Here is a 24,104-nt window from a genome sequence, read left to right on the forward strand (position 1 = left end):
GGATATGCCGTGCGGAGTTCTAATCTTTCCCGTCCTACCTACAGCAGGCGACAAGACCTGCCAACCGAGGCGCAGGGGTCAGTCGCTTTCGATGTCGGAGCGCGACAGGGCGACGCGGCCGAGGCGCGCCAGGGCGGCGCGTAGATCGTCGGGGGCTGCGGCGATGGAGGCGGCGAGGTCGGCCTCGGTCTGGGCGGGGAGGGGCGGCGGCTTGGCGCTGCGTTTGGGACGGGCGGCGGCCTCCTTTAAAGGGGCGACCGGACCCTGGGCGATGCGCAGCCGATCCACCGTCCCGGCGCCCAGGAACAGGTTGACGCGGGCCAAGATGTCCTCGGACTGGTGCTGGATCAACAGGGCGGCGGCGCCGGCGACGCGCAGCTCCAGCACGCCGGGTGAACCGCCCTTGCCCTTGGTCAGTTTCTGCGGGCGTGTGACGCGGGCCAGACGATCGCCGACGATCTCGCGCCAGCGAGGCTCCAGCGCGCCGGCCCCGCGTCCGAACTGCTCGTCCAGCTTCTTGATCAGGGGTGTCAGCGCCTTGCCCGCGCGCGGCGCCGGCCGGGGGACCGGATGGGTGCGGCGGCGAGACAGGATCTCGCGGACCTCGGCGTCTGTGGGCAGCGTGCGGCGCATGGGTCTATATAGCCCGACCGATGCCTGACGTCTCTCCCGACATAGACCTGATCCGCTCCCGGCTGCTGGCCTGGTACGACGCCCATGCGCGCAGCCTGCCGTGGCGAGCCGCCGTCGGCGCGCCGCGGACCGAGCCGTATCGTGTCTGGCTGTCTGAGGTCATGCTGCAGCAGACGACGGTGCCGCATGCGACGCCGTATTTCCACGCCTTCACCACGCGCTGGCCGACGGTCTCGGACCTGGCGGCGGCGGAGGATGCGGAGGTGATGGGGGCCTGGGCGGGGCTGGGCTACTATGCGCGCGCGCGCAATCTGCTGGCCTGCGCGCGGGCGGTGGCGGCCGAGCATGGCGGCGTGTTCCCGGATACCGAGGCGGCGCTGCTGGCGCTGCCTGGCGTGGGCGCCTATACGGCCGCGGCCGTCGCCTCCATCGCCTTCGACCGGGCGGCCAATGTCGTGGACGGCAATGTCGAGCGGGTGATGGCGCGTCTGTTCGCGGTCGACACGCCGGTCCCCGCCGCGCGGCCCGAACTGAGGCGGCTGGCGGAGCTGTTTGTCACCGACGAGCGGCCGGGCGATTGGGCTCAGGCTCTGATGGACCTGGGCGCGACGGTTTGCCGGCCCAAGTCGCCGTCGTGCGGGACCTGTCCGGTAGCCAGCGAATGCCTGGGTCTGGCCACGGGCGACCCGGCCCGGTTTCCAATGAAGACAAAGAAGGCGGAGCGGGCGCATCGGCGGGGCATCGCCTATGTGCTGGTTGACGACCAGGGGCGGGTCGCAGTCGAGACGCGACCCGAAAAGGGGCTGCTGGGAGGAATGCTGGGCCTGCCGACCAGCGACTGGACCATAGGTGAGCCCGCTCCCGCAGCGCCCGTCGAGGCCGACTGGCGTGAGGCGGGGGCGGTGGAGCACGTCTTCACCCACTTCAGCCTGACGCTGACGGTGATGACCGCTCGCGTCGATGCAGAGGGCGCCTATCGCTGGATGCCGATCAAAGCGGCGCGGGCCGCCCTGCCGACGGTCTTCGCCAAGGCGCTGGATCGGGCGAGCGCGCCTGATCTGTTCGGCTGAACCCTATCGCAACGTGCGGATCGAAACCTTGCCCCGCTTGTGATGTGGGATCACCACGGCGCGACCGTCGGCGTGCTGGATGTTCAGATCCACGACCGCGCCACCGACTTCCAGGCCGGTGATCTTCAGACGATCCAGACCAGCCGGCAGGACCGGATCGGCCAGATCGACCGTCTCGGTCCAGGCGTCGATCGACAAGCCGAGGGTCGCCTGAAGCATCAGGAAGACCGATCCCGCCGCCCAGGCCTGGGGCAGACAGGCGACCGGATAGGCGATGGGCGGCTCGCCCGGCTCACGCGGAAAGCCGCAGAACAGTTCGGGCAGCCGCAGGTGGAAATGGGCGGCCGCCGCGTAGATCTCGGCCAGGATTTCCGCCACCGCATCGCGCTCGCCGTAGGCGGCCATGCCGGCGGCGGCCATGGCGGTGTCGTGCGGCCAGACCGAGCCGTTGTGATAGCTCATCGGATTGAAGCGGGCCTGTCCGACCTCCAGGGTGCGGATACCCCAGCCGGTGCGGAACTCGGCGGTCAGCAGGCGTTTGGTGACGCGTCGCGCACGTTCCAGCGACGGCAGGCCGGTGAACAGCAGATGGCCGGCGTTGGAGGCGATGGCGCGACATTGCTGGCCGTCGCCGTCGAGGGCCACGGCATAGAAGCCCTCATCCTCCATCCAGAACTTTTCCTCGACCAGGGAGCGGACCTGTTCGGCGCGCATCCGCCATTCGGTCGTGCGGTCGTCGTGCAGGCGCTCGCCCAGATCGCCCAGCGCCTTCCAGGCGGCGAAGGCGTAACCCTGAACTTCCAGAAGCGCGATCGGACCCTTGGGGAAGCGACCGTCGGCGTGGAAGATGGAATCCTCGGAGTCCTTCCAGCCCTGGTTGGATAGGCCGGTGTCCGCGCCGCGCTGATAGTCGATCAGGCCGTCGTTGTTGCTGTCGCCATAGTCGCGCATCCAGTCGGCGGCCGCGATCAGATTGGGCCAGAGCGTGCGGATCAGATCAAGGTCGCCGGTGCGGTTCGCGTAGGCGCCGGCCAGGGCTACGAACAGACAGGTGGTGTCAACCCCGCCATAGTAGAGACCGAACGGCACCTCATGCAGGGCGCTCATTTCGCCGCCGCGGGTTTCGTGCATGATCTTGCCGGGCTGGCTGTCCCGATAGAGCGAGGTCTCAGTTGCCTGGCGCGAGGCCAGATAGGTCAGCACGCCCTTGGCCAACGACGGGTCCAGCCAGAGCATTTGCCAGGCCGAAATGATGCCGTCGCGACCGAACGGGGTCGAGAACCACGGCGTGCCTGCATAGGGATAGGGTCCGGTTGGCAGGTCGGTGGTCAGCAGGGCCATGTCGGCGCGCGACTGATCCAGCCAGTCGTTGAAGCGCGGACTGCGCGGGCCGCGCACCGAGGCGCCGCGCCGGCGTTTGGCGCGCATGGCCAGGCGGGCCTGGATGGCGTTCTGGCGCCAGCGGTCGGCGTCCGGCGTTTCGCAGGCGTCCACGCCGCACTCGATGAACAGGTCCAGCGAGCGGCCTTTGGGCAGGCTGAACATGAACTCCGCGCGTTGATGCGTCAGGCGCGCGGGCGGTTCGGAAAAGGCGATGCAGCTGGACCGGTCCACGTCGTCTAGGCCGGTGTAGCGGAAGGTGACGCGACGGCCGTCGGTGGTCGGCGTGTGGATCGTCCCGCGTTTGGCTCGGGGCGTGCCGCGCACCTGGAAGATATCGAAGAAGTCCGCGCCGAAGTCGAAGGCCAGCGGCAGCAGGATGTCCTCAACCCCATGGTTGACCATGCGGATGCGCTCGAACATCCGCCGGTTCCACAGAAACCGCCGGCGCTCGATATGCATGACGCCGGCCGGCGCCGACCGGCCGCCCATCGGGGGCAGGGGACGGTTGGTGGTGTGGCAGGAGAAGAAGACGTTGTCCTGGCTGACGCCGGACGACAGACGCGACGGCTTCAGCAGACCGACCGTCATGGCCCAGCGCGACAGGACGCGGGTGTCGCCCGCGAACAGGCCGTCGGCGCCGCCCTTCATGTCGCCCCATCCGTCGGCGACCAGGAAGGTATCGCCTTCCTTCAGCGCCATCAGCTGTTCGAGACCCGTGGCCTCGACCGATTCACCGGCGGTCAGTTGAGTGGAATAGGCGTCGTCCATGCGGTCTCTTCCCCGTCGTTGTGAGGCCTTGGCCGAACGTGTCGCACCCGAATGCGGCGCTCAGGGGCCGCTTGCAGACTTTAATGGGCAAGTCGCCGACGGGTTCAGGCGAACCTGTGCTTTTTCATCGCCAAACGACCCGAGAGACTTACTTGATCAGTCGTACGACGCCGATAGACCGCGCGATGTCGCGGAAGGCGGCTTCCAGAGCGGCGCTGTCTTCGGCCAGGAAGGCATGGTCGGAATCGGTGGCGCAGGTCCTCAGCAGATTGCGTCCGTTCTGCGTGGGCACATTGAGGCCGACGGTGAAGACCTCGATCTTGTTCGACTTGGCATAGGTGCAGATCGAACCGAAATCGGCATCCGTCGCCGCCAGCTCATTGGCTTTGTTCGTGGCGACGTGCGCGCCGTCCGAGGAGCGGTAGCGCAGGGTGTTCACCCCGTCGGTCATCAGCACCAGAATCTTGCGCGGCGTGCGGTTCGCCGGGTCATAGGCGCCGCCTTCCTGGAACGGCGCGGTGGGCGACAGCAGATTGATGCCCCAGATAAGGCCGGATGGAATGTGCGTCTCGGGCTTGTAGCCGCCGACATTGATGACGAGATTTTTGATCGCGTTCAGGACGCTGGATTTGCTCTTGGACAGGGGGCTGACCGCATTCAGGCAGCTCTGGCCTGTCGTCAGGAAACCCTTGTAGGGCGTTGCTGGCGACTGGTCGTTCAACCGCGTTGTGCCGACATTGCGTGAGTAGACGCAGCCGAACCACTTGTAGCTGACGTTGCAAGCATAGGGCGGGACGGTGACCGTCTTGACCACCTGATCCTTGTAGCAGGTGCCGGTCTCGCTGACGCCGTCGCGCACGGTGGTGCAAGGATAGGGCGTGCCGCCGCTGTATGTCGTCTTGGTCGTACAGGTGCGCTCCTGAACATAGTCGTCGGGCACGGAAATCCACGGGGCCTTGCGATTGACAATCCCGACATTGACGTAGTCCGCATAGGGCACGACGCCGATCGAGACCTCGTCGCTTTCGGTCGCCATCAACTCGTTGACCAGCAAACTGGCCGAGGTCTTCAGCGCATCGATCCGCTTGATCGACCGGCTGTCCTTTTCGCTCATGGACCAAGTGTTATCGAGCACCAGAACGGTCTCGATCTTCTGCGCCACGCCGCGCGTCGCCTCGGACAGGGCGTTGATGTCGAACTGTTTGACGCCGGCCAGACCCGCAAAGATGGGTTTGACCCCGCCCTTGAACGTCACCCTGACGATTTTGCCATCGACATATTGGGTGCCGGTCTTCCAGCCGTCGATCAATTGGCCGGTCTTCAGATTGGCCTCCAGATAGGGACCGCTGACCGCTTCCAACTCCTTGACCGTCTGGGCGCGGGACGCCGCAGCGCCCAACGCTGCTGCGTCGAGCGCTTCCTGCACCTGGTTTCTGACTGAGACATAGCGATTGATGTCGATAGCCAGGCCGACCATCAGTGCCAGGCCCATGGCGGACAAGGCGAAGAAGGTCGCGATGTTGCCCGCGGTATTCCGGCGCAGATGCGCCAGCCGCCTCATCGCTGTCCATTGCATAGTGGTCGCCCCGATTTGGGACGACCGTAATGGATAAGCTTAACTTTTGAGTGAACGCCGTTACAAACTTAGGATCGCAACGGCGTCCCGACTGAGTTGGTTTCAGGCGGTGGCGGCGAAGCTGCGCTCTTCACGCGGACGCAGCGGGGTGACCACGTCATCCAGCGCAGCCTCTGCGAACGGACGGCGCGCCAGCAGGTCGCCGTAAACGTCCAGATAACGACGCGCCATGGCGGTGGCGGAAAACCGCAGATCGAATCGCGCGCGGATGGCCTCGCGGTCCAGCAGATGCGCGCGCCCGGCGGCGGCGATCGCCTGTTCCATCGTGTCGACCAGGAAGCCCGTGGCGCCGTCCTCGATCACCTCGGGGGTCGAGCCGCAGCGGAAGGCGATCACCGGGGTGCCGCAGGCCATGGCCTCGATCATCACCAGTCCGAAGGGCTCCGGCCAGTCGATGGGGAAAAGCAGGGCTTCGGCGCCGCCGAGGAAGGCGGACTTCTGATGGTCGCCGATCTCGCCGATGAATTCGACCAGCGGATTGCCCTCGACCAGCGGGCGGATCGTCTCCTCCCAATAGCGTTTGTCGGCGGCGTCCACCTTGGCGGCCATCTTCAGGCGCTTGCCCAGTTTGGTGGCGATCTCGATGGCGCGGTCGGGGCGTTTCTCGGGCGAGATGCGACCCAGGAAGGCTAGATAGCCCTCGGACTTCGGCGAGAAGATGTACTGTTCGCCCGGCATGCCGTGATGGACGGTGGCCTTCCAGTTGGCGAAATGCAGCGGCTTGCGCTGATCGTCGGAGATGGAGACCAGGCCGAATTCGCTCCAGCGCGCATAGACGCCGGGCAGGTCCTTCATATCCAGACGGCCGTGCAGGGTCGTCAAAGTCTTGTCCGCATATTTCTGGAACAGCGGGAAGTGGACCATGTCGGTGTGGAAGTGGATGACGTCGAACTCGTCGGCGCGGTCCAGAACTTCGCCCAGCATCGACAGGTGGGCGGCGAGGTCGGATTTCAACGGCGCCGGATCCAGACGGATCGCCTGGTCGCGCACGGGCACCAGGCGGGCCTTGGTCTGGGCGTCGGCGCTGGCGAACAGGGTCACGTCGTGGCCCAGATCGACCAGGGCGTCGGTCAGATGCGCCACCACACGTTCCGTGCCGCCGTACAGCTTGGGAGGCACGGCCTCATACAGCGGGGTGATCTGCGCGATTTTCATGGTGATGTGCTCCGACACCGCATCCTGGCGGGCCGTTGACATTAATGGTCTCGCAACTGCGAAGTTCCGTCGCGGCTAATGAATTTTCACATAGGTTTCGTGGGGTTACAGCGACACTGACCCATATCGAGTGTGCGAAATCGTACGTAGTGGCGACGGATTGCTAGTTAAGTGATTGATGTGGCTCATGCGACGCGCGGTCGCAGCGGCTCACATCGCGGCGCGAACCTCCGAGCGCAGGGCGTCGATAGATTTCAGCCCCTGGTCGGTCTTGAAGCGCCAGTAGGTCCAGCCGTTGCAGGCCGGCGCATTCTCCAGCAGCGCGCCCAGTTTGTGGATCGAGCCGCTGAGCGAGCCGTGAACCAGCGAACCGTCCGCGCGAACCCGCGCCTCGCGCTCGCCCTTGGGGCAATACAGGCGGTCGCCGGGTTGCAGCAGGCCAGCCTCGACCAGGGCGCCGAACGGCACCTTGGGCTCGGCGCGCTTGGAGCCTGTGACCATCAGATCTTCGGGGCGGGCAGGGATGACCGAGGCGATGCGGGTTTCGGCGACCTCGGCATAGGTCTCGTCACGCTCGATGCCGATGTAGTGGCGGCCCAGGCGTTTGGCGGCCGCGCCGGTGGTGCCGGTGCCGAAGAAGGGGTCCAGGATCACGTCACCGGGGCGCGTCGCCGACAGCAGGACGCGGTGCAACAGGGCTTCGGGTTTCTGGGTCGGGTGGGCCTTCTTGCCGTCGGCGTCCTTGATCCGCTCCTCGCCCGTGCACAGGGCGAAGGTCCAGTCGGAGCGCATCTGGGTGTCTTCGTTGAAGGCCTTCAGCGCATCATAGTTGAAGGTGTAGCGCTTCTGATCCCGCGACTTGGCGGCCCAGATCAGGGTCTCATGGGCGTTGGTGAACCGGGTGCCCTTGAAGTTCGGCATCGGGTTGGACTTGCGCCAGATGATGTCGTTCAGCACCCAGAAGCCCAGATCCTGGATCGCCGATCCCAGGCGAAAGACGTTGTGATAGCTGCCGATCACCCAGATCGAGCCTTCCGGCTTCAGGACGCGGCGGCATTCCGCCAGCCAAGCGCGGGTGAAGGCGTCGTAGTCGGCGAAGCTGGCGAACTTGTCCCAGTCGTCGTCGACCGCATCGACCTTGGAATTGTCCGGCCGCAGCAGGTCGCCGCCCAGCTGCAGATTATAGGGCGGATCGGCGAAGACCATATCCACCGAGGCGTCGGGCAGGCTTTTCAGCACTTCGATGCAATCGCCACGGTGAATGACGTCGGTCTTAAGCTCGGACATGGAACGCGGCCCCGCAACAGTGAGACCGCTATGGTGAATCCTTGTGGTTAAGGTGGATTAAACGCCAGGGTCAGCCGGACGCATATTGCAGTCCGACCGCACCATCCACAGCCTTCTCGGGCCAGCGTGTTCCGGATTTGTTCTATTCATGCTCTAACCGTTTGCGGCGGTCGGCGGCGTGATGGAGGATCAGATGAACGACGGAATCCTGGCCCATATGATGGCCGAACTGGATGCGGAACTGGCGCGGGCGGAGCCGTCCTTGCCCGCTCATCCCGAACATACGCGCCAAACGGAGATCATGCGCGCCCTGGCCCTGGGGTTGGGAAACTTCGAGCGGATGCGGGCGCACGACGTGCATCTTCTCGCCGCGAGCCTGTCGCCGCGATCGGCCTGATCCGGCGTCAGGGCTTGCGCTTGAAGGTGTCGCCGATCTCAGCGGCGTCCGGACCGTCCGGCCCCGCGCTTTGGCGCTCGGCCTGACCGACCGCCTTCGTCGCCTTGTCGGAGGTCAGGGCGTCCGGCTTGCCGGCCGGATCGGCGCCGTTCTCTTCACGACCCTTGGTCTGTTCGCGGTCCATGGTGCTCTCCCTTGCTGGGAGAGGTAGCGCGATGCAGAGCGGCGTGTTCCGTCAGCCGGCCGTATTCACCTTCGCCACCACCGACATGCCCGGGGCCAGACGCTCGGCGGCGGGCTGGTTCGGGTCGATGCGGATGCGGACCGGGATGCGCTGGGCCACCTTGGTGAAGTTGCCGGTGGCGTTGTCGGGACGGATGACGCTGAACTCCGACCCGGCGGCGGGGGCGATCCTTTCGACATGGCCGCGCAGGGTCTGGCCGCCCAGGGCGTCGACGGTGATCTCGACCGGCTGGCCGACGCGGATATTCCTCATCTGCGTCTCCTTCATATTGGCCGTGACCCAGACCACGTCCGGCACCAGACCCATCAGTTGCGTGCCCGCGGTCACATACTGGCCCTGGCGCACGCCGATCTCGCCCAGACGGCCGGCGCGAGGGGCGACGATGCGGGTGTTGGCCAGGTCGATCTGGGCCAGGCGCACGGCGGCCTGGGCGTTCTCGACGGCGGCGGCCAGGCTGTCGCGGCCGACGACGGCGGAGGTGACGCCGGTCTGAGCGATGCCCTCGGCGGCGCGGGCCTGGGCGACCTGGGCCTGGGCGCTGCGTAGGGCGGCCTCGGCGACGTCCACATTGGCCTGGGCGACCCAGCCGCCGGCCTTTAGTGTGCGGGCGCGATTGGCGTCAGCCTGAGCCCGTGTCAGCGTGGCTTCGGCCGCGGCGATGGAGGCGCGCTGCTGGGCCACTGATCCGCGCGCCGACGCCTGGGTCTGGGCCGAGTTGGACAGGGCCGCCTCGGCCGAATGCAGGCTGGCCTCGGCCTGCTCCAGTCGCTGACGATAGATGCGGTCGTCCACCTGGGCCAGCAACTGGCCCTGCTGGACGGTCTGGAAGTCCTGGACCGGCACGGCCGTGACATAGCCGTTCACCTGCGGGCTGATGATCGTCACCTGGCCGCGCACATAGGCGTTGTCCGTGCGCTGGATCGCGCCCCGGAAGGGCGGCAACTGCCAGGCGTACAGCACCATCAGAACGCCCAGCAGGGCGACACCGGCGGCGATGACGGTCCACATGACGTTCTTCCTCGGCGCAGGCGCGGGCGGAGCGGCGGCGGGCGCCTGCGGGGCGGCAGGGGCGGAAGAGGCGGGGGCGGGCGGGGCGGCGTCGGTCATTGTGGGTCTCGGTTCAGTCGGCGGCGGCGACGGCGGCGCTTTGGACCGCAGCGTCTGCATTGTTGTTGTTCTTGGCGTCGCGGCGCGCCTTCCAGCGCGGCCGCAGGTGGGTGACGGTCACCCAGGCGGAGCCCAGGGCCGCGATCACGGCGATGACCAGAAAGACGTCGTTGTAGGCCAGCACATTGGCCTGTTGCGTCACCTGTCGGCCAAGCAGAACGGCGCCCTCGGCGTTCGCCAGCGCGGGGTCCGTTATCGTCGAGGCATAGGCGCCCGACAGCTGGCGCAGCCGCAAGGCGACCTGCGGGTCCAGCGCCGAAATCCCGGCCGCCAGCTGGTTGGAATGATATTTCTCGCGGATGATCTGAAGCGTTCCGGTCAGGGCGGAACCGGCCAGACCGCCGACGTTCTGAAGCACGCTGAACATGACGATGAAGCTGATCAGGTTCTGCTTGCCTTGGGTCAGCACCTTGACGATGCCGATCATCAGCGCCGGGCCGATGAACATGGCCGAGGCGAAGGCGATCAGGGCCTGGCTGAAATACAGCTGCGCCGGGCGCGTCAGCACGGTCGAATGGCTGTCGATCCAGGCACCGACGGCGATCAGCGCCAGGGCGATGGCGATCGGCTTGTTCAGCTTGTCCATGTTCAGGGTGAAGGCGCTGACCAGGGTGCCGGCGATCATCGACAACAGGATGACGACGAACAGGCCGTGAAGCTGATCCGGACCTAGCCCGACGATGGTCAGGAAGCCCACCGCGCCGGATGTCTGTTCCGACAGCACGATGCGGATCAGCAGGATCGCCCCGAACAGGCGCAGCAGGTCGGGCCCTGTCAGCCAGCGGGTGTTGATCAGCGGGTTCTTGCGATTGTGCTCGACCAGGAAGGCGGCGGTCAGCAGGATGACGGACCCGATCAGGGCCCAACCGATCCAGGCGGCCTGCGTCCACCAGACGATCCGCCCCAGACCCAGAGCCGCACAAAGCAGGGCCACACCTGGCGCAAACAGGGCGAAGGTCAAAAAGTCCAGCCGGTCGAACACCCGCAGCCGCTCGGACGGCGGCAGCTTGACCACCTGCACCGCCCCCCACGCGACCAGGCACAGGCCCAGCTCGAACAGATAGAAGGCGCGCCAGTCGCCCAGTTGCAACAGGCCGGGCATGACGAGGCGCGAAATCGGCACGGCGAAACTGGCCAGGCCGATGCCGATGATCAGCCCTTTGAGCCTATGCGCCGCCGGAAAGGCTTGGATAATATAAAGAAAGCCCAAGCTGGAAAGACCCGCGCCCGCCATGCCGGCGATGGCCCGGACCAGCAGGGTCGATTGATAGTTGTCGACGAACAGGTGGGCGGCGCAGACCAGCACGAAAGCGCCCAGGAAGATCTGGGTGAACAGGCGCAGGCCGTACTGCATCCGGAACTTGACGAGGATCAGGTTCATGCAGGCGTTGGTCATGACGAAGACGACCGGCAGCCAGGCGGCCTCGGTGATCGTGATCCCCAGCGAGCCTTGCAGGTTCTGGATGTTGGCGGTGACGGCGGCGTTGCCCAGCGATCCGACCATGGCGACCAGCAGGCCGGTCAGGGCGTACTGTATCCGCATCGGCCAGGCGTGATCGGGGGTGGCGGGCGAGCCGGGCATCATCGGCCGCTCGTGCGGCTTCAGCGTCTCGACATACTCTTCCCAAGGCAGGTGCCAGTTGTTGCGGGCCATCAGCGCGGCCCCCCGCGCGGTCTCAGGCCGTCAAGAACAAGCGCGCGGGTGCGCAGCGACACAGCCTGGCGCTCGGCTTCGTCCGCGCCCTGAAAACCGGCGCCCAGCAGGGTGGCGATCAGACGGATGTCCATCGGCCGCAGATCCTCCCTCACCAGGCCGGCGGCCTGGGCCCGCTTCAGCGGTGCGGCGCCCGCCTCCATCAAGCTCTGCCGCAACGGTGTAAGCGCATCTGGCGACCGCACGTTCCGCACGACGCCGGCCAGTCCCGCATTGCGCACCATGTCCTCAGCCAGGCGGTCCAGAAACCAGAAGAAGGCCTGCGGATCATCGCCCTGTTCGGCAGTGCGCCGACCCAGGTCCGCAACGTCGGCCTCCAGCACCGCCAGAGCCAGTTCCGTGCGATCCGAGAAGTGCCGATACAGGGTGCCGCGCCCCACCCCGGCCCGCTCGGCGATCAGATCCAGGGGCGCATCCAGCCCTTGGTCGGCGAAGACCGCGCGCGCGGCCTCCAGCACCGCCGCCCGGTTCAGAGCGGCGTCCTTTCGGACAGGTTTTTCGGCAGGGCGCGTCATGGTGAGGCGCGTAAATGGACACGACTGTCCGTTTTGCAAGGGGCGGCTAGAGGGCTTTTTCCAGCACCACGAATTCCAGCTCGGGCCGGGGCGGATCGACGGGGAAGGGGCGGGTTTCGCCGGTCGGGGCGTAACCGCGTCGTTCGTACCAGGCGATCAGTTCGGTCCGGCGGTGGATGACGGTCATCTCCATGCGGCGCGCGCCGAAACGCGCGACGGCTTCGCTTTCGGCGGCCGCGAGCAGACGACGGCCAAGGCCGGAGGCCTGCAAGGTCGGCTCGACCGTCAGCATGCCGAGATAGGCCAGAACGTCGTCGGCGCGGGTCACCTGGACACAGCCGATCAGCGCGCCCTCGCGATGGGCCAGCAGGATGACCCGGTCGGGATCGGCGATCAGGGCCGACAGCTCCGCCGCGCTGGTGCGATCATCGAACAGCAGGTCGGCCTCATGCGTCCAGCCGGCCTTGGCGGTGTCGCCGCGATAGGCGCGTTCGATCAGAGGATGCAGCGCGGCGACGTCGTCGGGCGTCGCCGCGCGGATGGCGATCGGCGTCACCGGCTGACGCCCAGCTCCGTCAGCAGATGATCCATCCCATAGACGTCGCGCAGGGCCACGGTGACGGCCTGGGTGGTGACGATCACGCTGCGGTTGGTGTTGCGATCGTAGCCATAGGCGTTGCGCTGGGTCAGGACGGTGGAATCGAAGTTGGCCCCGATGATCTCGCCTCGGGCGTTGACCGCGGGCGACCCGGACGAACCGCCGATGGTGTCGGTCGAGACGGCCATGTCCATCACCGCATTCGGATCGATCCGGTCCTTGGCGGCCATCAGCTTGGGCGCGACCTTAAACGGTTCGGCGCCGGTGGCGCGGTCCCACAGGCCGGCGAAGGTGGTGAAGGCGCCGAAGCGCTGGCCCGGCACGTCGGAGCCTTCGACCTTGCCATAGGTCAGGCGCAGGGTGCCGGTGGCGTCGGGATAGACGGCGTCGCCATAGGCGGCGAAGCGGGCGGCCGCCAGCTGTTCCGACGCGCGGTCGGTCGGCGCCTTGACCTTATTTTCCCATTCGGTGCGGACGGCGCGGGCGTCGGCGTCGATCGACAGCACATACCGGATCATCGGATCGTCCGACGCCTGAACCGCCGCCAGGCCGCCGGTCCACAGGGCGCGACGCACGGCCGGATCGGCCAGCTTGGTGCCGGCGACGACGCGGGCCGACAATGCTTCGGGGCTTTCCTTGCCCAGCAGGGTGCGAACGTAGGGGCTGTCCACCGTCAGCCATTCGCGCGTCTTGGACAGCCACCATTCCAGCCGGATCTGCTCCAGCTCGGGATAGGTGGGTCGTTCGGCAAACAGGCCGGATTCGACGCCCGGCAGGCGGCTGTCGGCGAACTCGGCCAGACGCTGGTCCGACGGCTTGGCCCGTTCCTGCGCGCCGCGCACAATGGCCTTGGCCCACTGGAACAGCTGCGATCCGCCGGCGACAGAGGTGGTCCCCAGGCCCGTGCCGCCTTCCAGCAGGGCGGTCGGCGCATAGAGTTCGCGCGCGATGGGCTGGACCGCTTCCAGCGCACCCCACGGATCGGGACCATTGCCGTTGGCGGCGGCGTAGCGCTGCATGAAGTCGACCTCGGCCGCAGCCTTGGCCTGGATGAACTGGGCGTCGGTCAGGGCGCGCATACGGCCCAGGCCGCGCTTGTAGGTGTTCTCCACGCCCACGATCGGGTCCATGGCGATGAAGGCTTGGTCCTCGCCCTCTTCGGAATAGCGGATCAGACGGCCGCGCAGCTCAGACGCGATCAACTGATCCAGCGGCAGGACCACGTCGCGGATGGTGGCCAGCTGGTCCATCGTCAGCAGGCGCTGGGTCGCGCCGGGATTGCCGGTGATGAAGACGGCCTCGCCCTCGGTCGGCTTGTCGGCGTTCCAGGCGAAGTGGATCGGCGTCTCGACCGGCTTGCCGTCCTCATACAGGCGGATGAAGGCCGCATCGATGGCGAAGCGGGGGAAGGAGAAGTTGTCCAGATCGCCGCCGAAGGTCGCGGCGCGATCTTCCGGCGCCCAGGCCAGGCGCACATCGCTGTATTTGCGGTATTTGTAGAGTTTGAACTGGCCGCCCCGGTACAGGCTCACGACCTGGCAGCGGATCTTGGGATCGTTTCCGCAGGCTTCGGTCTCGATCCGGCCGGCCTCGGCCTCGCGCGCCTGGGTGAACGCCTGGCCCTCAAGCCCTTCGCCAGCCTTGTGCATCCGCTCGGTGACGTCGGAGATGTCGGTCAGGATCTCGGCGGTGGCGCCGGGGCATTTGCGCTCTTCCTCGCGCGTCTTGGGCGTGAAGCCCGTCTCGCCATACTGCTGCTGCGGCGTGGACAGGTTGGCCACGCAGGTGGCGACGCAGTGGTTGTTGGTCATCACCAGACCCTGGCCCGACACCACGCCCGCCGAACAACCGCCGAACTTTACCGACGACAGCCGCACCCGATCCAGGAAGGCCTGATCGATATTGGTGCCCAACATCTGGTTGGCGCGGGCGATGGGGAAGTTGTCGTAGGTCCACATGCCTTCCTCGGCGCTGGCCGAGGTGGCGGCGACGAAAGCGAGAACGGCGGCGGAGGCGAGGAGAAGAGGGCGCATGGGATGGAGCTCCAGAACTCTCCCTCCCCGGCCGGGGAGGGTGGCTGGCGCGCAGCGCCAGACGGGTGGGGGCGGCAGGCGATGAGGGCTCGGTCCTGTAAAGGATCGCCGAGCCCTCCCCGCCCGGTCGCTTCGCGACCACCCTCCCCGGAGCGGGGAGGGAGAAGCGTTTATGCGCCGTCTTAGCGACGCACGCCCAGTTCGCGCAGCAGGCGCGGCTGGTTGTAGACGGTGCGCAGGGCCTCGGTGATGGCGGCGGTCGAGACCGTCACCGTGCGGTTCAGTTCGGGGTCGTAGCCGAAGCTGCCGCCCAGCGAGTGGATGTTGCCGTCGAAGGCGGCGCCGATGACTTCGCCCTTGGCGTTGATCACGGGCGAGCCCGAGTTGCCGCCGATGATGTCGTTGGTCGAGACGAAGTCATAGACGGTCGACTTGTTGACCTTGCCCTCGGCCGCGAGCCAGTCCTCGGCCGCGTTGAAGGGCTCGGCGCCGGTGTTGCGCTCATAAAGGCCGCCGATCTGGGTGAAGGGTTCGACCGTCACGCCGCGATAGGTCCAGCCCTTCACCTGACCGTAGGACAGGCGCAAGGAGAAGGTCGCATCGGGGTACAGGTTGGTGCCGTAAACCGCGAACCGGGCCTGGGCGATCTTTTCGCCGGCGCGGCTGGTCGGGCCGGACACGGCCGATTCCCACTGGGTGCGCACGGCTTGGGCCGCATCGTCATTGGCCAGGACGAACTGGATCAGCGGGTCGCCCGAGGCGGCCAACTGCTCCGGCGTCATGGCCAGGGCCTGGGCGCGGAAGGCGGGATCGGCCAGACGCGTGCCGTCCACCAGACGCTCCGCGATCTGTTCGGGGCTTTCCTTGCCCAGCAGCGCCTTCACGTTCGCATTGTCGACCGTCAGATATTCGCGGGTCTTGGACAGCCAGAAGTCGAGATAGATCTTCTCCAGGTCGTTCGAGATCGGGGTCTCGGTCGCCAGGCGACGGCCCAGCGCGGCGATGTCGGCGTCCGAATAGCCGGCGCGACGCTCGGCGACGGGCTTGGCGCGTTCCTTGGAGGCGCGGACGATGGCCTTGGCGTAGCTGTACAGCGACGAACGCTGACCGGCCGCCGATTCCAGCTGGCGATAGGGCAGATACAGGTCGCGTTGGGCGGTCGAGGCGCGTTCCAGATCGGCCCACGGATCGCCGATGCGCTGGGCCAGGGCCGGGTCGGCGGCGACGCGCTGGCGCAGCTCCTGCTCTTCACGACGCTTGGTGGCCATGAAGGCCGGGTCGGTCAGGGCGCCTTGCTGGCCGTAGTTGACCTTGAAGCCGTTCTCCAGGCCGAAGATCGGATCGACCGAGACGCGCTTGGCCTCTTCGCCGGTCGTCGAATATTCCAGCAGGCGACCGCGCAGTTCGGAGGTCTGGATCAGGCTGATGGGCAGTTGCTGGTCACGCAGGGTTTCCAGCTGGGCCACGGTCAGCAGGCGCTGGGTCGAGCCGGGGTTGCCGGCGACGAAGGTGACGTCGCCTTCCTTGGGCGCATTGGCGTTCCAGGTCAGGTGGTTCGGCGTGGCGACCGGCTTGCCGTCCTCGTAGATGCGCAGGAAACCGGCATCCAGGGCGTAGCGGGGGAAGTTGAAGTTGTCCGGGTCGCCGCCGAAGAAGGCCGCCTGGAACTCGGGCGCGAAGACCAGGCGCACGTCGTCATACTTGCGGAACTTGTAGAGCTTGTACTGGCCGCCGCGGTAGAAGCTGATGACCTGGCAGGTCAGCTTCTGATCGTCGCCGCAGGTCTCTTTCTGGATCTTGTCGATCTCGGCGGCGCGGGCCTGGACGAAGGCGGCGCCCTCAAGACCGGCGCCGGCGCCGGTCACGCGGTCGGTCACGTCGACGATGTCCGTTAGGATTTCGGCCGTCTGGCCGGGGCACTTCTTCTCTTCCTCGCGGGTGGCGGGCATCCAGCCGTTCTTGACGTAGTCGTTCTGAGCGGTGGACAGGTCCTGAACGCACGACACGACGCAATGGTGGTTGGTCAGCACCAGGCCTTCGTTCGACACCAGCGAGGCCGAGCAGCCTTGCAGGCGGACCGCGGCGTTGCGCACGCGGTCAAGCCACGCCTGATCGATATTGGTGCCGTACTTCTCGTTCACCGTGGCGATGGGGAAGTTGTCGAAGGTCCACATGCCTTCCTCGGCGCGGGCGGAGGTCGCAGGCGCCGACAGGACGGCGGTGGCGGCGCCGAGCGCGGCCAGAGAGGCGGTGAGACGAAGCGAGGGCAAGGACATGAAGGCGTGTTTCCCAGAGCGTGGGACGGCCTGTCCCATCTGTTATGTTGTAACTAGCGCCGACGAAGGGTGGGCGCCAAGAGGCTGTAAGGCCCTTAATCCCCCGATTTCGAACCCGCAATGACGAGGGTTCACAAGCCTTACCCCGATTTAACTTGGCGGTGAGGGGGCGCACGGTCAGATAGGCGCACGTACCGGGGGTTTATCGACGACAATGTCGCTTGCGCTATCAACACTGCTGTTCGAGTGGCGTCGCTATATGGCGGCGGTCATGGCCCTGGCCCTGTCGGGGCTTCTGGTCCTGGCAATGACCGGCGTGTTCATCGGCATCGGCAAGGGATTCACCGCGACCATCGAGCGGTCGAACGCCGACATCTTCATCATGCAGCCCGGCGCCAAGAGCCTGATGGGCGGGCCGTCGGGCGTGCCGCGTCGGTTCATCCCCCTGGCCTACAACCAACCCCGAGGTGGTCGAGGTCATGCCTCTGGACGGCGCCGGCGGCACCTTCCAGAACATCAAGAACGTCGATCCGACCAAGAGCCAGGCGGACAATGCGTCGCAGGGCGCTCCGCGACAGAAATTCGTCCAGGCCAGCATCATCGACACCCGCCCCGGCTCGGTGACCATCCCGACCGACTATTCGCAGGAACTGGTCGATGCGCTGCGCCAACCCTACACCGTGGCCGTCGATGAAACGGCTTTGACGACCCTGGGCGTCAAGCTGGGCGACAAGGCTCTGTACAACGGCCAGACCGTCACCGTCGTCGGCGTGACGCGCGGCTATCCCAATATGATGCAGCCGGGCGTGGTCATGTCGCGCGACACCCTGCGGATGCTGGGCCAGGCCGACACGGGGCCGCGCGTCGGACCCCTGATGGTCAAGCTGCGTGATCCGGCCCGCGCGCCCATCGTGGTGGCCCAGCTGAACGCCATGGGCGCCGGTCAGTGGAAGGCCTGGACCAAGCAGCAACTGGCCGACGCCAACGCCGGCGCCATGTTTGAGGAAGGCATCCTGGTCATCATCATCGGCGGTTGCGTCGTCTTGGGGATCATCATCGGCGTGGCCATCACCTGGCAGACCCTGCGCGGCGCCATCATGGCCAACATCAAGGAGTTCGCCTCTCTGCGGGCCTTGGGCGTCGGCATGGGGTCTTTGCGTCGGATCGTGGTCGAGCTCAGCTTCTGGGTCGGCGTCGTCGGCGTCATTGCGGCCATCGTCCTGACCTGGCTGGTGTCGCTGCTGGCGATGATGGGGGCGGTGATCATCGCCTTGCCGCTGTCGCTGCTGATCATCGTCGGCATCGGCCTGATCGCCATCGCTATGGTGTCCGGCCTGCTGTCGCTGGGCATCCTCAAGAACAGCCAACCGGCGGACCTGTTGCGATGAACGTTCATACAAAGGTTCACGGCAAGCACGGCGACTTCGCCATCGAGGCCAAAAGCCTGGTCAAGCGGTTCAAGTCCGGCAAGGCCTGGGTGGATGTGTTGAAGGGCGTCGATTTCGATGCACGGCATGGCGACCTGACCATGGTCATGGGGCCCTCCGGCTCGGGCAAGTCCACCCTGATCGCAGCCCTGTCGGGCCTGCTGAAGCCCGAAGAGGGCCGGGTGGACGTGTTGGACGTCGACGATCTGTGGAAGCTGTCCTCGGGCCGCATCGACAAGTTCCGCCTGGATAATTGCGGCTTCATCTTCCAGGGCTTCAACCTGTTCCCCGCGCTGACGGCGCTTCAGCAGGTCGAGACGGTACTGAAGTTTCAGGGACTGACTGCGGGCCAGGCCAAGAAGCGCGCCACCATCGCCCTTGAAGAGGTCGGTCTGGGCCACCGTCTGCACCAGCGGCCGGCGGCTTTGTCGGGTGGTGAAAAGCAGCGCGTCGCCATCGCCCGCGCCCTGGCCAAGGATCCTAAGATCCTGTTCGCCGACGAACCCACCTCGGCCCTGGACGGCGAGAACGGGCAGGTGGTCATCAAGCTGCTTCGCCGCGCCGCCACCGAACACGGCGCCGCCGTCATCTGCGTGACCCACGATCCACGCCTGGAGGCCTGGGCCGACCGGGTCATCCACATCGAGGACGGCAAGATTCTGGACGACCAGCGCCGCATCCCTGATCCGAACGCCATCCTGGCGTCCCACTAACCGACACGACGATTTCCCTTAGGACGACACGCCAATGCCCGGCTTTCTGAAGAAAAAACGCACCTGGATCGGCCTGCTGCTGGTGATCGTGCTGGCGGTCGGCTTCATGCTGTTCCAGTCCGCCGCCAAGACCAAGAAGGCCGAGCAGGAGAAGGCGGCGGCGACCAAGGTCGACAGCCCCTATGCGGCCATCGCCAACGGCAAGGTCGACGTCGAGGGCGGCATCATCCAGATCGCGGCGCGTCGCGGCGGCATCGTCCGTGATGTTCTGGTTCAGGAAGGCGACCGCGTCGTCGCCGGTCAGATCCTGGCCCGTCAGGAAGACGACGAGGCGCGTCTGGCGGTTCAGGCTGCGGCCGCCGCCGTCAGCCAGGCCGAAAGCCAACTGGCCCAGATCCGCGTGGACATCCGCACCGCCCAGCGCGAGCAGGAGCGTCTGCAACGCCTGGTCGCCACCAACTTCGTCGCCGCCCAGCGCATGGACCAAGCCCAGGACGCCATCGCCACCGCCCAGGCCCGCCTGGGGTCGCAGGTCGCCGCCGTCCAGACCGCGCGCGCTCAGCTGGATCAGGCGCGCTACAATCAGGAACTGACGGTCATCCGCGCGCCGACCAACGGCCGGATCGTGCGCCGCTACGCCAACCCCGGCGCGGGCGCCTCGACCCTGAACGTTTCCAATATGTTCGATCTGGAACCCGACGCGCCGCGCATCGTCCGCGCCGAGGTGGTCGAGAGCGACCTGCCGAACCTGACCGACGGCCAAGCCGTCGAGATCAGCCCCGAGGGCGACGCCAGCAAGGTCTACATCGGCGCCGTCATGCGTCGGGCGGCCGTGTTCGGCGCGCGCAAACTGGCCTCTGACGACCCCTCGCAGCGCAGCGACGAGCGGGTGGTGGAAGTGGTCGCCTCGGCCGGCGATGCGCCCCTGCTGATTGGACAGCGGGTGCTGGTCAAGTTCATGAAGCCGGGTGAGACCGCCGGGGCCAAACGCGCGGTCGCCGCCGGCGTCGGGCCCAGCGAGGCGATGAAGACGAAATAAGACGTCGGATCAGCGGCCGGTGAAGTCGCCCGGCCGCTTGTCCAGCACGGCGGCGACGCCTTCCTGATGGTCCTCGGTCAGGTGGGCCAGAGCCTGCATCGCCGCCGACATCTCCAGCATCTGGTCGAAGGTCGTGTCCCGACCCTGACGCAGCAGGGTCTTGGCCATGCGCAGGGCCTGGGGCGGCTGGGCCGCGACCTGGGCGGCGACAGCCAAAGCTTCGTCCATCAGGCTGTCGTGCGCGACCACGCGATTGACCAGCCCCCATTCGGCCGCCGTGGCGGCGTCGATGGAGCGCGCTGTGAACAGCAGCTCGGCGGCGCGGGCATAGCCGATGTTGCGTGGAAGCAGCCAGGACCCGCCGTCGCCGGGGATTATGCCCAGCTTCAGGAACGGCACGCCGAAGCTGGCGCGCTCCGAGGCGATGCGGATATCGCCCAGGCCGGCGATATCGCAGCCCAGGCCCATCGCCGGCCCATTGACGGCGGCGATCAGCGGAACCTCAAGCCCATACAGCGACCGCACGATCCGGTGGACGACCCGGCGATAGCGTTCGCGGATGGCGGCGCCTGAACCCTCGAACAGGTCGCGCCCGTCCCGCATCGCCGTCAGATCGCCGCCCGCCGAGAAGGCCCGCCCGGCGCCGGTCAGGACCACGCAGCGGATCGACGGATCGGCGTTGACCCGCTCGCACGCCGCTGCGACCTCATCGCCGTCGCCCAGATCGGGCAGGGCGTTCAGCCGCGCCTCGCGATCCAGCGTCCAGATCAGGATCGCGCCCCGCTTCTCTTCGGTGATCAGGCCCATGCATCGTCTCCGTCTTGGCGCCCGTCATCGACCGCGAACGCCGCGTCAGGCAAGCCCGGAATTGCAAAAGCCCCGGCGAGACCGGGGCTTCTTCAGGCTGAGGGCCGAGGGGGCCGTCAGCGTTTCTTGATCGTATAGGGTACGAAGTTGGATGGATGGCTGACCACCCGGCCCGAGTTCGACGGCATATGCCGACTGTTGACCAGCATCCCGCCCCAAAGGGCGAAGGACATCATGGCGTGTTGGAGGTTACGCTCCTTATCGTTCATCTTGGCGTCTCCTTTCGCAGAACGATGAAAAGAGACGCGTCGTACCAATGGGATTCCACCGTCAGTCGTTTCGCGTCATCAGTCGATATAAGACAGTTTCGTGAATTTGCAACTTTACTCGTCAGGAGTCGGAGTGATTTTCGCCGCTATGTCACAATGAGCGCGACGACCCCGAGCCGGCCCGGACCGCCCAAGGCCATCGCCACGCCCTGCGTCATGGTGTGCGCGGTCGATGGCGAGAGCGGCCTGTGCCTGGGCTGTTTTCGCACCCTGAAGGAGATCGCCGGCTGGAGGGCGCTGAGCGACGCCGAGCGCGCGGCGGTCATGGCCGACCTGCCGTCGCGGCGCAGTCAGGTCGATCCGGCCAAACTGGGCTAGCGCGGTTCGCGGCTTAAGCTTTCGTCAGCCACGTCGTTTCACCCCATCCAAACGCCGCGCCTTTAAGACAGAGGCATGGTTCGCATCGATACCCAGTCTGTCGTGGTCCTCGGCTTCGCGCTCATGGCGTCGTTCGGCACGGCTCTGACGATCCGCCATCTGGAAGGCGACGGCATGGCCCAGGCGGCGACGCCCGTGGTCGAGGCGGCGATCGGCGCCTCCGGGACCGACGCCCAGGTGGTCAAGGGCGCGGACGGCCACTACTGGGCCGAGGCCAATATCGACGGCAAGGCGGTGCGGGTGCTGGTGGACACCGGCGCCAGCGTGGTCGCCCTGACGCGCGCCGACGCCCTGCGGCTGGGCGTCGATCCCGAGCCCGAAGCCTTCACCGGCAAGGTCCAGACCGCATCGGGCGTCGTGCGCGCCGCGCCGGTTCAGCTGAAGACGATTTCGGTCGCGGGCGCACGGGTGGACCGGGTCGAGGCCCTGGTGGTCGAGCAGGGGCTGGAATACTCCCTGCTGGGCATGAGCTATCTGGGCCGGCTTTCCGCCTTTTCCGCCACGCCGGCCGGGCTGACGCTGCGACCCTAAAGGTCGCGCATCTGGCGACGGGCTTCGCTGAAATACTGCCAGCCGGTCCACAGGGTGATGATGGCGGCGAACCAGATCAGGAAGATGGCGAAGGATTCGAACGCCGGCTGCCAGGCCAGCGGCGATCCGTCGTCGTTCTGCAGGCCCAGGGCGCCCCATAGCAGGGTCAGCTGAAGCGCGGCGAGCGCCACCATCTGCACCGTAGTCTTCCACTTGGCGGCCAGGGTGACCGGCAGTTCGATACGGCCGGCCATCGTCTCGCGCAGGGCGGAGACGGCGAACTCCCGGAACAGGATCAGGCCACAGGGTAGGGCGATGCCGGGCAGGGATCCCGAGGCCAGGACGCCCAGGATGGCCCCGGTCACCAGCACCTTGTCGGCAATGGGATCCAGAATGGCGCCCCAGCGCGTGGTCGCGTTCCAGCGGCGAGCGAGGTAGCCGTCGACCCAGTCGGTCGAGGCGGCGATGACGAAGATCCAGAAGGCCCAGACGCTGAACCGTCCCTGGGTTTCCGGCGACAGCCAGGCCTCCAGCGCCCCGGGGGCGGCCCCGGCCATCATGGCGAACATCACCACCCCGGCCGCCAGACGCAGCCCGGTCAGGATGTTGGGGATGGGGTTGGCGCGGTGGGCGGAGGTCATCGTCATGTCCGTTGCAACGCGCCGGGTGTGGCACGGTTCGCCGCTCAATCCAACGGTTCGAACCGGGGCTTGTCGGTCAGGGCCGTAAGCGCGCCCTCGGCGATGCCGAAATGCAGGCCGCTGAGCTGAAGTTCGCCCTTGGCTTCGCGCTCGGCGATCCAGGGGAAGGTGCGCAGGTTCCGGATCGACAGCCGCACGATGGCCTCTTCGGCGGCGCGTTCCAGTTGGTCGGGGTCGACGGTTTCGGCGACGTGCTGGACGACGGGGGCGCCTTGGGCGATCCAGGGGGCGACGAAATCGGCGACGATTTCAGGGGCGCCGTTGATCATGGCGTTGACCCCGCCGCAGTGGGCGTGGCCCATGACTACGATCCGCTTGACGCCCAGCACCTTGACCCCGAACTCCAGCGCCGCCGACACGCCGTGCAGCTTGCCGTCCGGCTCATAGGGCGGGACCAGGTTGGCGACGTTGCGCACGACGAACAGCTCGCCTGGCTTGGCGTCGAAGATCAGCGCCGGATCGGCGCGGCTGTCGGAACAGGCCACGATCAAAGTGTGCGGCTTCTGGCCCTTTGTCGCCAGGGTTTCGTACTCGGCGCGGGCCGTCGGCCAGTGCTCGGCGCGGAAGCGGCGATAGCCGGCGGTCAGTTCGTCTTCGATGTCGCTCATATTGCGCCTGTAGCGTTTTGAGGGGCGGCGATAAATGGTGTATACATGTCTATACGAAGGAGGTGGTCATGCCCGTCACCAGTCGAACATTCCGAAGCGGCAACAGCGACGCCGTTCGGCTGCCGAAGGAAATCTCGTTCGGGCCGGGGGTCGAGGTCGAGATCGAACGCAAGGGGGATGTCGTCACCATCTCGCCCAAGCAGAAATCCGTCAAAGAGATGCTGGCCAAGCTGCGCAGCCTGCCCAAGCCCGACAGCATCGGCGTGCGCCATGAGGTGGAAATTCCCGAGCGCCCGGGTCTCTGACGCGTGGCCTATCTGCTGGACACGAATGTCGCCATCCACTTGCGCGATGGCGATGCGGTGATCGATGAGCGCGTAGACGCTTTGAGCCCGCCGCTTCTGCTCTCCATCGTCAGCAGGGTGGAGCTGGAGGCCGATCTCGGCCGGATGGACGCCAGCGCCGACGAACGACGAGCGAGACTGGACGCCCTGCTGGATGCCTTGCCGGTGCTGCCCTTCGGCGCGGCCGAGGCGCAGGCCTATCGCAAAATCGTCGAAACCTGCGGCTTCTCGCGGCGAAAGGTGCTCGATCGCATGATCGCGGCGCAGGCGATCACGGCGGGCGCGACGCTGGTCACGCGCAACGGCGACGACTTTCGCGACATACCCAACCTGATCCTGCTGGAGTGGTGA

Annotated in this window: 24 protein-coding genes and 1 pseudogene; 9 read left to right on the plus strand and 16 right to left on the minus strand. The window is 66.7% G+C overall.

The features are described 5' to 3' along the window. Positions 1–78: 78 nt before the first annotated feature. Entirely contained in the window at positions 79–633 is a 555-nt protein-coding gene (locus HF680_RS14605; RefSeq protein ID WP_185225565.1) for a DUF721 domain-containing protein, read from the minus strand. Positions 634–653: 20 nt separating this feature from the next. Here HF680_RS14605 and mutY point away from each other — a divergent pair, with 20 nt between their 5' ends. Continuing rightward, positions 654–1,703, plus strand: coding sequence for an A/G-specific adenine glycosylase (mutY, locus tag HF680_RS14610; protein ID WP_185225566.1), 1,050 nt, complete (start codon positions 654–656; stop codon positions 1,701–1,703). A 3-nt stretch (positions 1,704–1,706) separates the two neighbouring features. Here mutY and HF680_RS14615 read toward each other — a convergent pair whose 3' ends face one another. The 4 genes from HF680_RS14615 to HF680_RS14630 all read right to left on the minus strand — a co-directional run bounded on the left by HF680_RS14615 (position 1,707) and on the right by HF680_RS14630 (position 7,932). After that, positions 1,707–3,854 (minus strand): amylo-alpha-1,6-glucosidase, encoded by a 2,148-nt coding sequence (locus tag HF680_RS14615; protein ID WP_039246881.1) that lies wholly within the window; start codon positions 3,852–3,854, stop codon positions 1,707–1,709. 148 nt (positions 3,855–4,002) lie between these two features. Then, on the minus strand, positions 4,003–5,430 hold the full coding sequence (locus HF680_RS14620; RefSeq protein ID WP_185225567.1) for a VWA domain-containing protein: 1,428 nt from the start codon (positions 5,428–5,430) through the stop codon (positions 4,003–4,005). Between the two features lie 102 nt (positions 5,431–5,532). After that, complete coding sequence (locus tag HF680_RS14625) at positions 5,533–6,645, minus strand: glycosyltransferase family 4 protein (RefSeq protein WP_185225568.1); 1,113 nt, start codon at positions 6,643–6,645, stop codon at positions 5,533–5,535. A 210-nt stretch (positions 6,646–6,855) separates the two neighbouring features. After that, positions 6,856–7,932, minus strand: a complete 1,077-nt coding sequence (locus HF680_RS14630) for a site-specific DNA-methyltransferase (RefSeq protein ID WP_185225569.1) — start codon at positions 7,930–7,932, stop codon at positions 6,856–6,858. Between the two features lie 193 nt (positions 7,933–8,125). On the opposite strand from HF680_RS14630, the gene HF680_RS14635 reads away from it, so the two are divergent. After that, a complete protein-coding gene (locus HF680_RS14635; protein WP_228763748.1) occupies positions 8,126–8,329 on the plus strand; it encodes a hypothetical protein in 204 nt (67 codons plus the stop codon). 7 nt (positions 8,330–8,336) lie between these two features. On the opposite strand, the gene HF680_RS14640 is transcribed toward HF680_RS14635, so the two are convergent. From HF680_RS14640 to HF680_RS14670, 7 genes are all read right to left on the minus strand, one after another. Beyond that, positions 8,337–8,513, minus strand: a complete 177-nt coding sequence (locus HF680_RS14640) for a hypothetical protein (RefSeq protein WP_017505124.1) — start codon at positions 8,511–8,513, stop codon at positions 8,337–8,339. Between the two features lie 51 nt (positions 8,514–8,564). Continuing rightward, positions 8,565–9,680, minus strand: coding sequence for an HlyD family secretion protein (locus HF680_RS14645; protein WP_185225570.1), 1,116 nt, complete (start codon positions 9,678–9,680; stop codon positions 8,565–8,567). A 13-nt stretch (positions 9,681–9,693) separates the two neighbouring features. Further along, positions 9,694–11,394 (minus strand): MFS transporter, encoded by a 1,701-nt coding sequence (locus tag HF680_RS14650; protein ID WP_185225571.1) that lies wholly within the window; start codon positions 11,392–11,394, stop codon positions 9,694–9,696. Then, a complete protein-coding gene (locus HF680_RS14655; RefSeq protein ID WP_137722195.1) occupies positions 11,394–11,969 on the minus strand; it encodes a TetR/AcrR family transcriptional regulator in 576 nt (191 codons plus the stop codon). The genes HF680_RS14650 and HF680_RS14655 overlap by 1 nt, the downstream gene beginning before the upstream one ends. Positions 11,970–12,015: 46 nt before the next feature. Next, positions 12,016–12,525, minus strand: a complete 510-nt coding sequence (locus HF680_RS14660) for a GNAT family N-acetyltransferase (RefSeq protein ID WP_185225572.1) — start codon at positions 12,523–12,525, stop codon at positions 12,016–12,018. Further along, complete coding sequence (locus tag HF680_RS14665) at positions 12,522–14,600, minus strand: S46 family peptidase (RefSeq protein WP_185225573.1); 2,079 nt, start codon at positions 14,598–14,600, stop codon at positions 12,522–12,524. Before HF680_RS14665 ends, HF680_RS14660 begins: the two co-directional genes overlap by 4 nt. 182 nt (positions 14,601–14,782) lie before the next feature. Continuing rightward, positions 14,783–16,876 carry a S46 family peptidase gene (locus HF680_RS14670; protein ID WP_185225574.1) on the minus strand — a complete coding sequence of 698 codons (2,094 nt, stop codon included), beginning with the start codon at positions 16,874–16,876 and terminating at the stop codon, positions 14,783–14,785. 214 nt (positions 16,877–17,090) lie between these two features. Here HF680_RS14670 and HF680_RS14675 point away from each other — a divergent pair. The 3 genes and pseudogenes from HF680_RS14675 to HF680_RS14685 all read left to right on the plus strand — a co-directional run bounded on the left by HF680_RS14675 (position 17,091) and on the right by HF680_RS14685 (position 20,055). After that, positions 17,091–18,264: pseudogene (locus HF680_RS14675) on the plus strand (ABC transporter permease). Beyond that, complete coding sequence (locus HF680_RS14680; protein ID WP_039248125.1) at positions 18,261–19,016, plus strand: ABC transporter ATP-binding protein; 756 nt, start codon at positions 18,261–18,263, stop codon at positions 19,014–19,016. Before HF680_RS14675 ends, HF680_RS14680 begins: the two are co-directional and overlap by 4 nt. Positions 19,017–19,050: 34 nt before the next feature. Then, a complete protein-coding gene (locus HF680_RS14685) occupies positions 19,051–20,055 on the plus strand; it encodes an HlyD family secretion protein (protein WP_039248126.1) in 1,005 nt (334 codons plus the stop codon). A 9-nt stretch (positions 20,056–20,064) separates the two neighbouring features. On the opposite strand, the gene HF680_RS14690 is transcribed toward HF680_RS14685, so the two are convergent. Next, positions 20,065–20,862: a crotonase/enoyl-CoA hydratase family protein gene (locus tag HF680_RS14690; RefSeq protein WP_185225575.1), complete on the minus strand. Its 798-nt coding sequence runs from the start codon at positions 20,860–20,862 to the stop codon at positions 20,065–20,067. Positions 20,863–20,978: 116 nt separating this feature from the next. Continuing rightward, positions 20,979–21,131 (minus strand): hypothetical protein, encoded by a 153-nt coding sequence (locus tag HF680_RS14695; protein WP_017505113.1) that lies wholly within the window; start codon positions 21,129–21,131, stop codon positions 20,979–20,981. Positions 21,132–21,287: 156 nt separating this feature from the next. On the opposite strand from HF680_RS14695, the gene HF680_RS14700 reads away from it, so the two are divergent. After that, positions 21,288–21,509: a DUF1289 domain-containing protein gene (locus HF680_RS14700; protein WP_055753090.1), complete on the plus strand. Its 222-nt coding sequence runs from the start codon at positions 21,288–21,290 to the stop codon at positions 21,507–21,509. A gap of 75 nt (positions 21,510–21,584) precedes the next feature. Beyond that, positions 21,585–22,100 (plus strand): retropepsin-like aspartic protease family protein, encoded by a 516-nt coding sequence (locus tag HF680_RS14705; protein ID WP_161638569.1) that lies wholly within the window; start codon positions 21,585–21,587, stop codon positions 22,098–22,100. On the opposite strand, the gene pgsA is transcribed toward HF680_RS14705, so the two are convergent. Together pgsA and HF680_RS14715 are read right to left on the minus strand one after the other, a co-directional pair. After that, positions 22,097–22,741 carry a CDP-diacylglycerol--glycerol-3-phosphate 3-phosphatidyltransferase gene (pgsA, locus tag HF680_RS14710; RefSeq protein ID WP_026108402.1) on the minus strand — a complete coding sequence of 215 codons (645 nt, stop codon included), beginning with the start codon at positions 22,739–22,741 and terminating at the stop codon, positions 22,097–22,099. The two genes, HF680_RS14705 and pgsA, sit on opposite strands and share 4 nt — an antisense overlap. A 44-nt stretch (positions 22,742–22,785) precedes the next feature. Further along, positions 22,786–23,409: a carbonic anhydrase gene (locus HF680_RS14715; protein WP_045811951.1), complete on the minus strand. Its 624-nt coding sequence runs from the start codon at positions 23,407–23,409 to the stop codon at positions 22,786–22,788. Positions 23,410–23,477: 68 nt separating this feature from the next. On the opposite strand from HF680_RS14715, the gene HF680_RS14720 reads away from it, so the two are divergent. Both HF680_RS14720 and HF680_RS14725 read left to right on the plus strand, forming a co-directional pair. Next, positions 23,478–23,714, plus strand: a complete 237-nt coding sequence (locus HF680_RS14720; RefSeq protein ID WP_045811950.1) for an antitoxin — start codon at positions 23,478–23,480, stop codon at positions 23,712–23,714. 3 nt (positions 23,715–23,717) lie between these two features. After that, entirely contained in the window at positions 23,718–24,104 is a 387-nt protein-coding gene (locus HF680_RS14725) for a PIN domain-containing protein (RefSeq protein ID WP_045811949.1), read from the plus strand.

It is taken from the genome of Brevundimonas huaxiensis, from assembly GCF_014218725.1.
Lineage (GTDB): Bacteria > Pseudomonadota > Alphaproteobacteria > Caulobacterales > Caulobacteraceae > Brevundimonas > Brevundimonas huaxiensis.

Coding starts and splice junctions, on each gene's coding strand:
- HF680_RS14605 (WP_185225565.1), bottom strand. CDS start 633: ATGCGCCGCACGCTGCCCACAGACGCCGAGGTCCGCGAGATCCTGTCT.
- mutY (WP_185225566.1), top strand. CDS start 654: ATGCCTGACGTCTCTCCCGACATAGACCTGATCCGCTCCCGGCTGCTG.
- HF680_RS14615 (WP_039246881.1), bottom strand. CDS start 3,854: ATGGACGACGCCTATTCCACTCAACTGACCGCCGGTGAATCGGTCGAG.
- HF680_RS14620 (WP_185225567.1), bottom strand. CDS start 5,430: ATGCAATGGACAGCGATGAGGCGGCTGGCGCATCTGCGCCGGAATACC.
- HF680_RS14625 (WP_185225568.1), bottom strand. CDS start 6,645: ATGAAAATCGCGCAGATCACCCCGCTGTATGAGGCCGTGCCTCCCAAG.
- HF680_RS14630 (WP_185225569.1), bottom strand. CDS start 7,932: ATGTCCGAGCTTAAGACCGACGTCATTCACCGTGGCGATTGCATCGAA.
- HF680_RS14635 (WP_228763748.1), top strand. CDS start 8,126: ATGAACGACGGAATCCTGGCCCATATGATGGCCGAACTGGATGCGGAA.
- HF680_RS14640 (WP_017505124.1), bottom strand. CDS start 8,513: ATGGACCGCGAACAGACCAAGGGTCGTGAAGAGAACGGCGCCGATCCG.
- HF680_RS14645 (WP_185225570.1), bottom strand. CDS start 9,680: ATGACCGACGCCGCCCCGCCCGCCCCCGCCTCTTCCGCCCCTGCCGCC.
- HF680_RS14650 (WP_185225571.1), bottom strand. CDS start 11,394: ATGGCCCGCAACAACTGGCACCTGCCTTGGGAAGAGTATGTCGAGACG.
- HF680_RS14655 (WP_137722195.1), bottom strand. CDS start 11,969: ATGACGCGCCCTGCCGAAAAACCTGTCCGAAAGGACGCCGCTCTGAAC.
- HF680_RS14665 (WP_185225573.1), bottom strand. CDS start 14,600: ATGCGCCCTCTTCTCCTCGCCTCCGCCGCCGTTCTCGCTTTCGTCGCC.
- HF680_RS14670 (WP_185225574.1), bottom strand. CDS start 16,876: ATGTCCTTGCCCTCGCTTCGTCTCACCGCCTCTCTGGCCGCGCTCGGC.
- HF680_RS14680 (WP_039248125.1), top strand. CDS start 18,261: ATGAACGTTCATACAAAGGTTCACGGCAAGCACGGCGACTTCGCCATC.
- HF680_RS14685 (WP_039248126.1), top strand. CDS start 19,051: ATGCCCGGCTTTCTGAAGAAAAAACGCACCTGGATCGGCCTGCTGCTG.
- HF680_RS14690 (WP_185225575.1), bottom strand. CDS start 20,862: ATGGGCCTGATCACCGAAGAGAAGCGGGGCGCGATCCTGATCTGGACG.
- HF680_RS14695 (WP_017505113.1), bottom strand. CDS start 21,131: ATGAACGATAAGGAGCGTAACCTCCAACACGCCATGATGTCCTTCGCC.
- HF680_RS14700 (WP_055753090.1), top strand. CDS start 21,288: ATGAGCGCGACGACCCCGAGCCGGCCCGGACCGCCCAAGGCCATCGCC.
- HF680_RS14705 (WP_161638569.1), top strand. CDS start 21,585: ATGGTTCGCATCGATACCCAGTCTGTCGTGGTCCTCGGCTTCGCGCTC.
- pgsA (WP_026108402.1), bottom strand. CDS start 22,741: ATGACCTCCGCCCACCGCGCCAACCCCATCCCCAACATCCTGACCGGG.
- HF680_RS14715 (WP_045811951.1), bottom strand. CDS start 23,409: ATGAGCGACATCGAAGACGAACTGACCGCCGGCTATCGCCGCTTCCGC.
- HF680_RS14720 (WP_045811950.1), top strand. CDS start 23,478: ATGCCCGTCACCAGTCGAACATTCCGAAGCGGCAACAGCGACGCCGTT.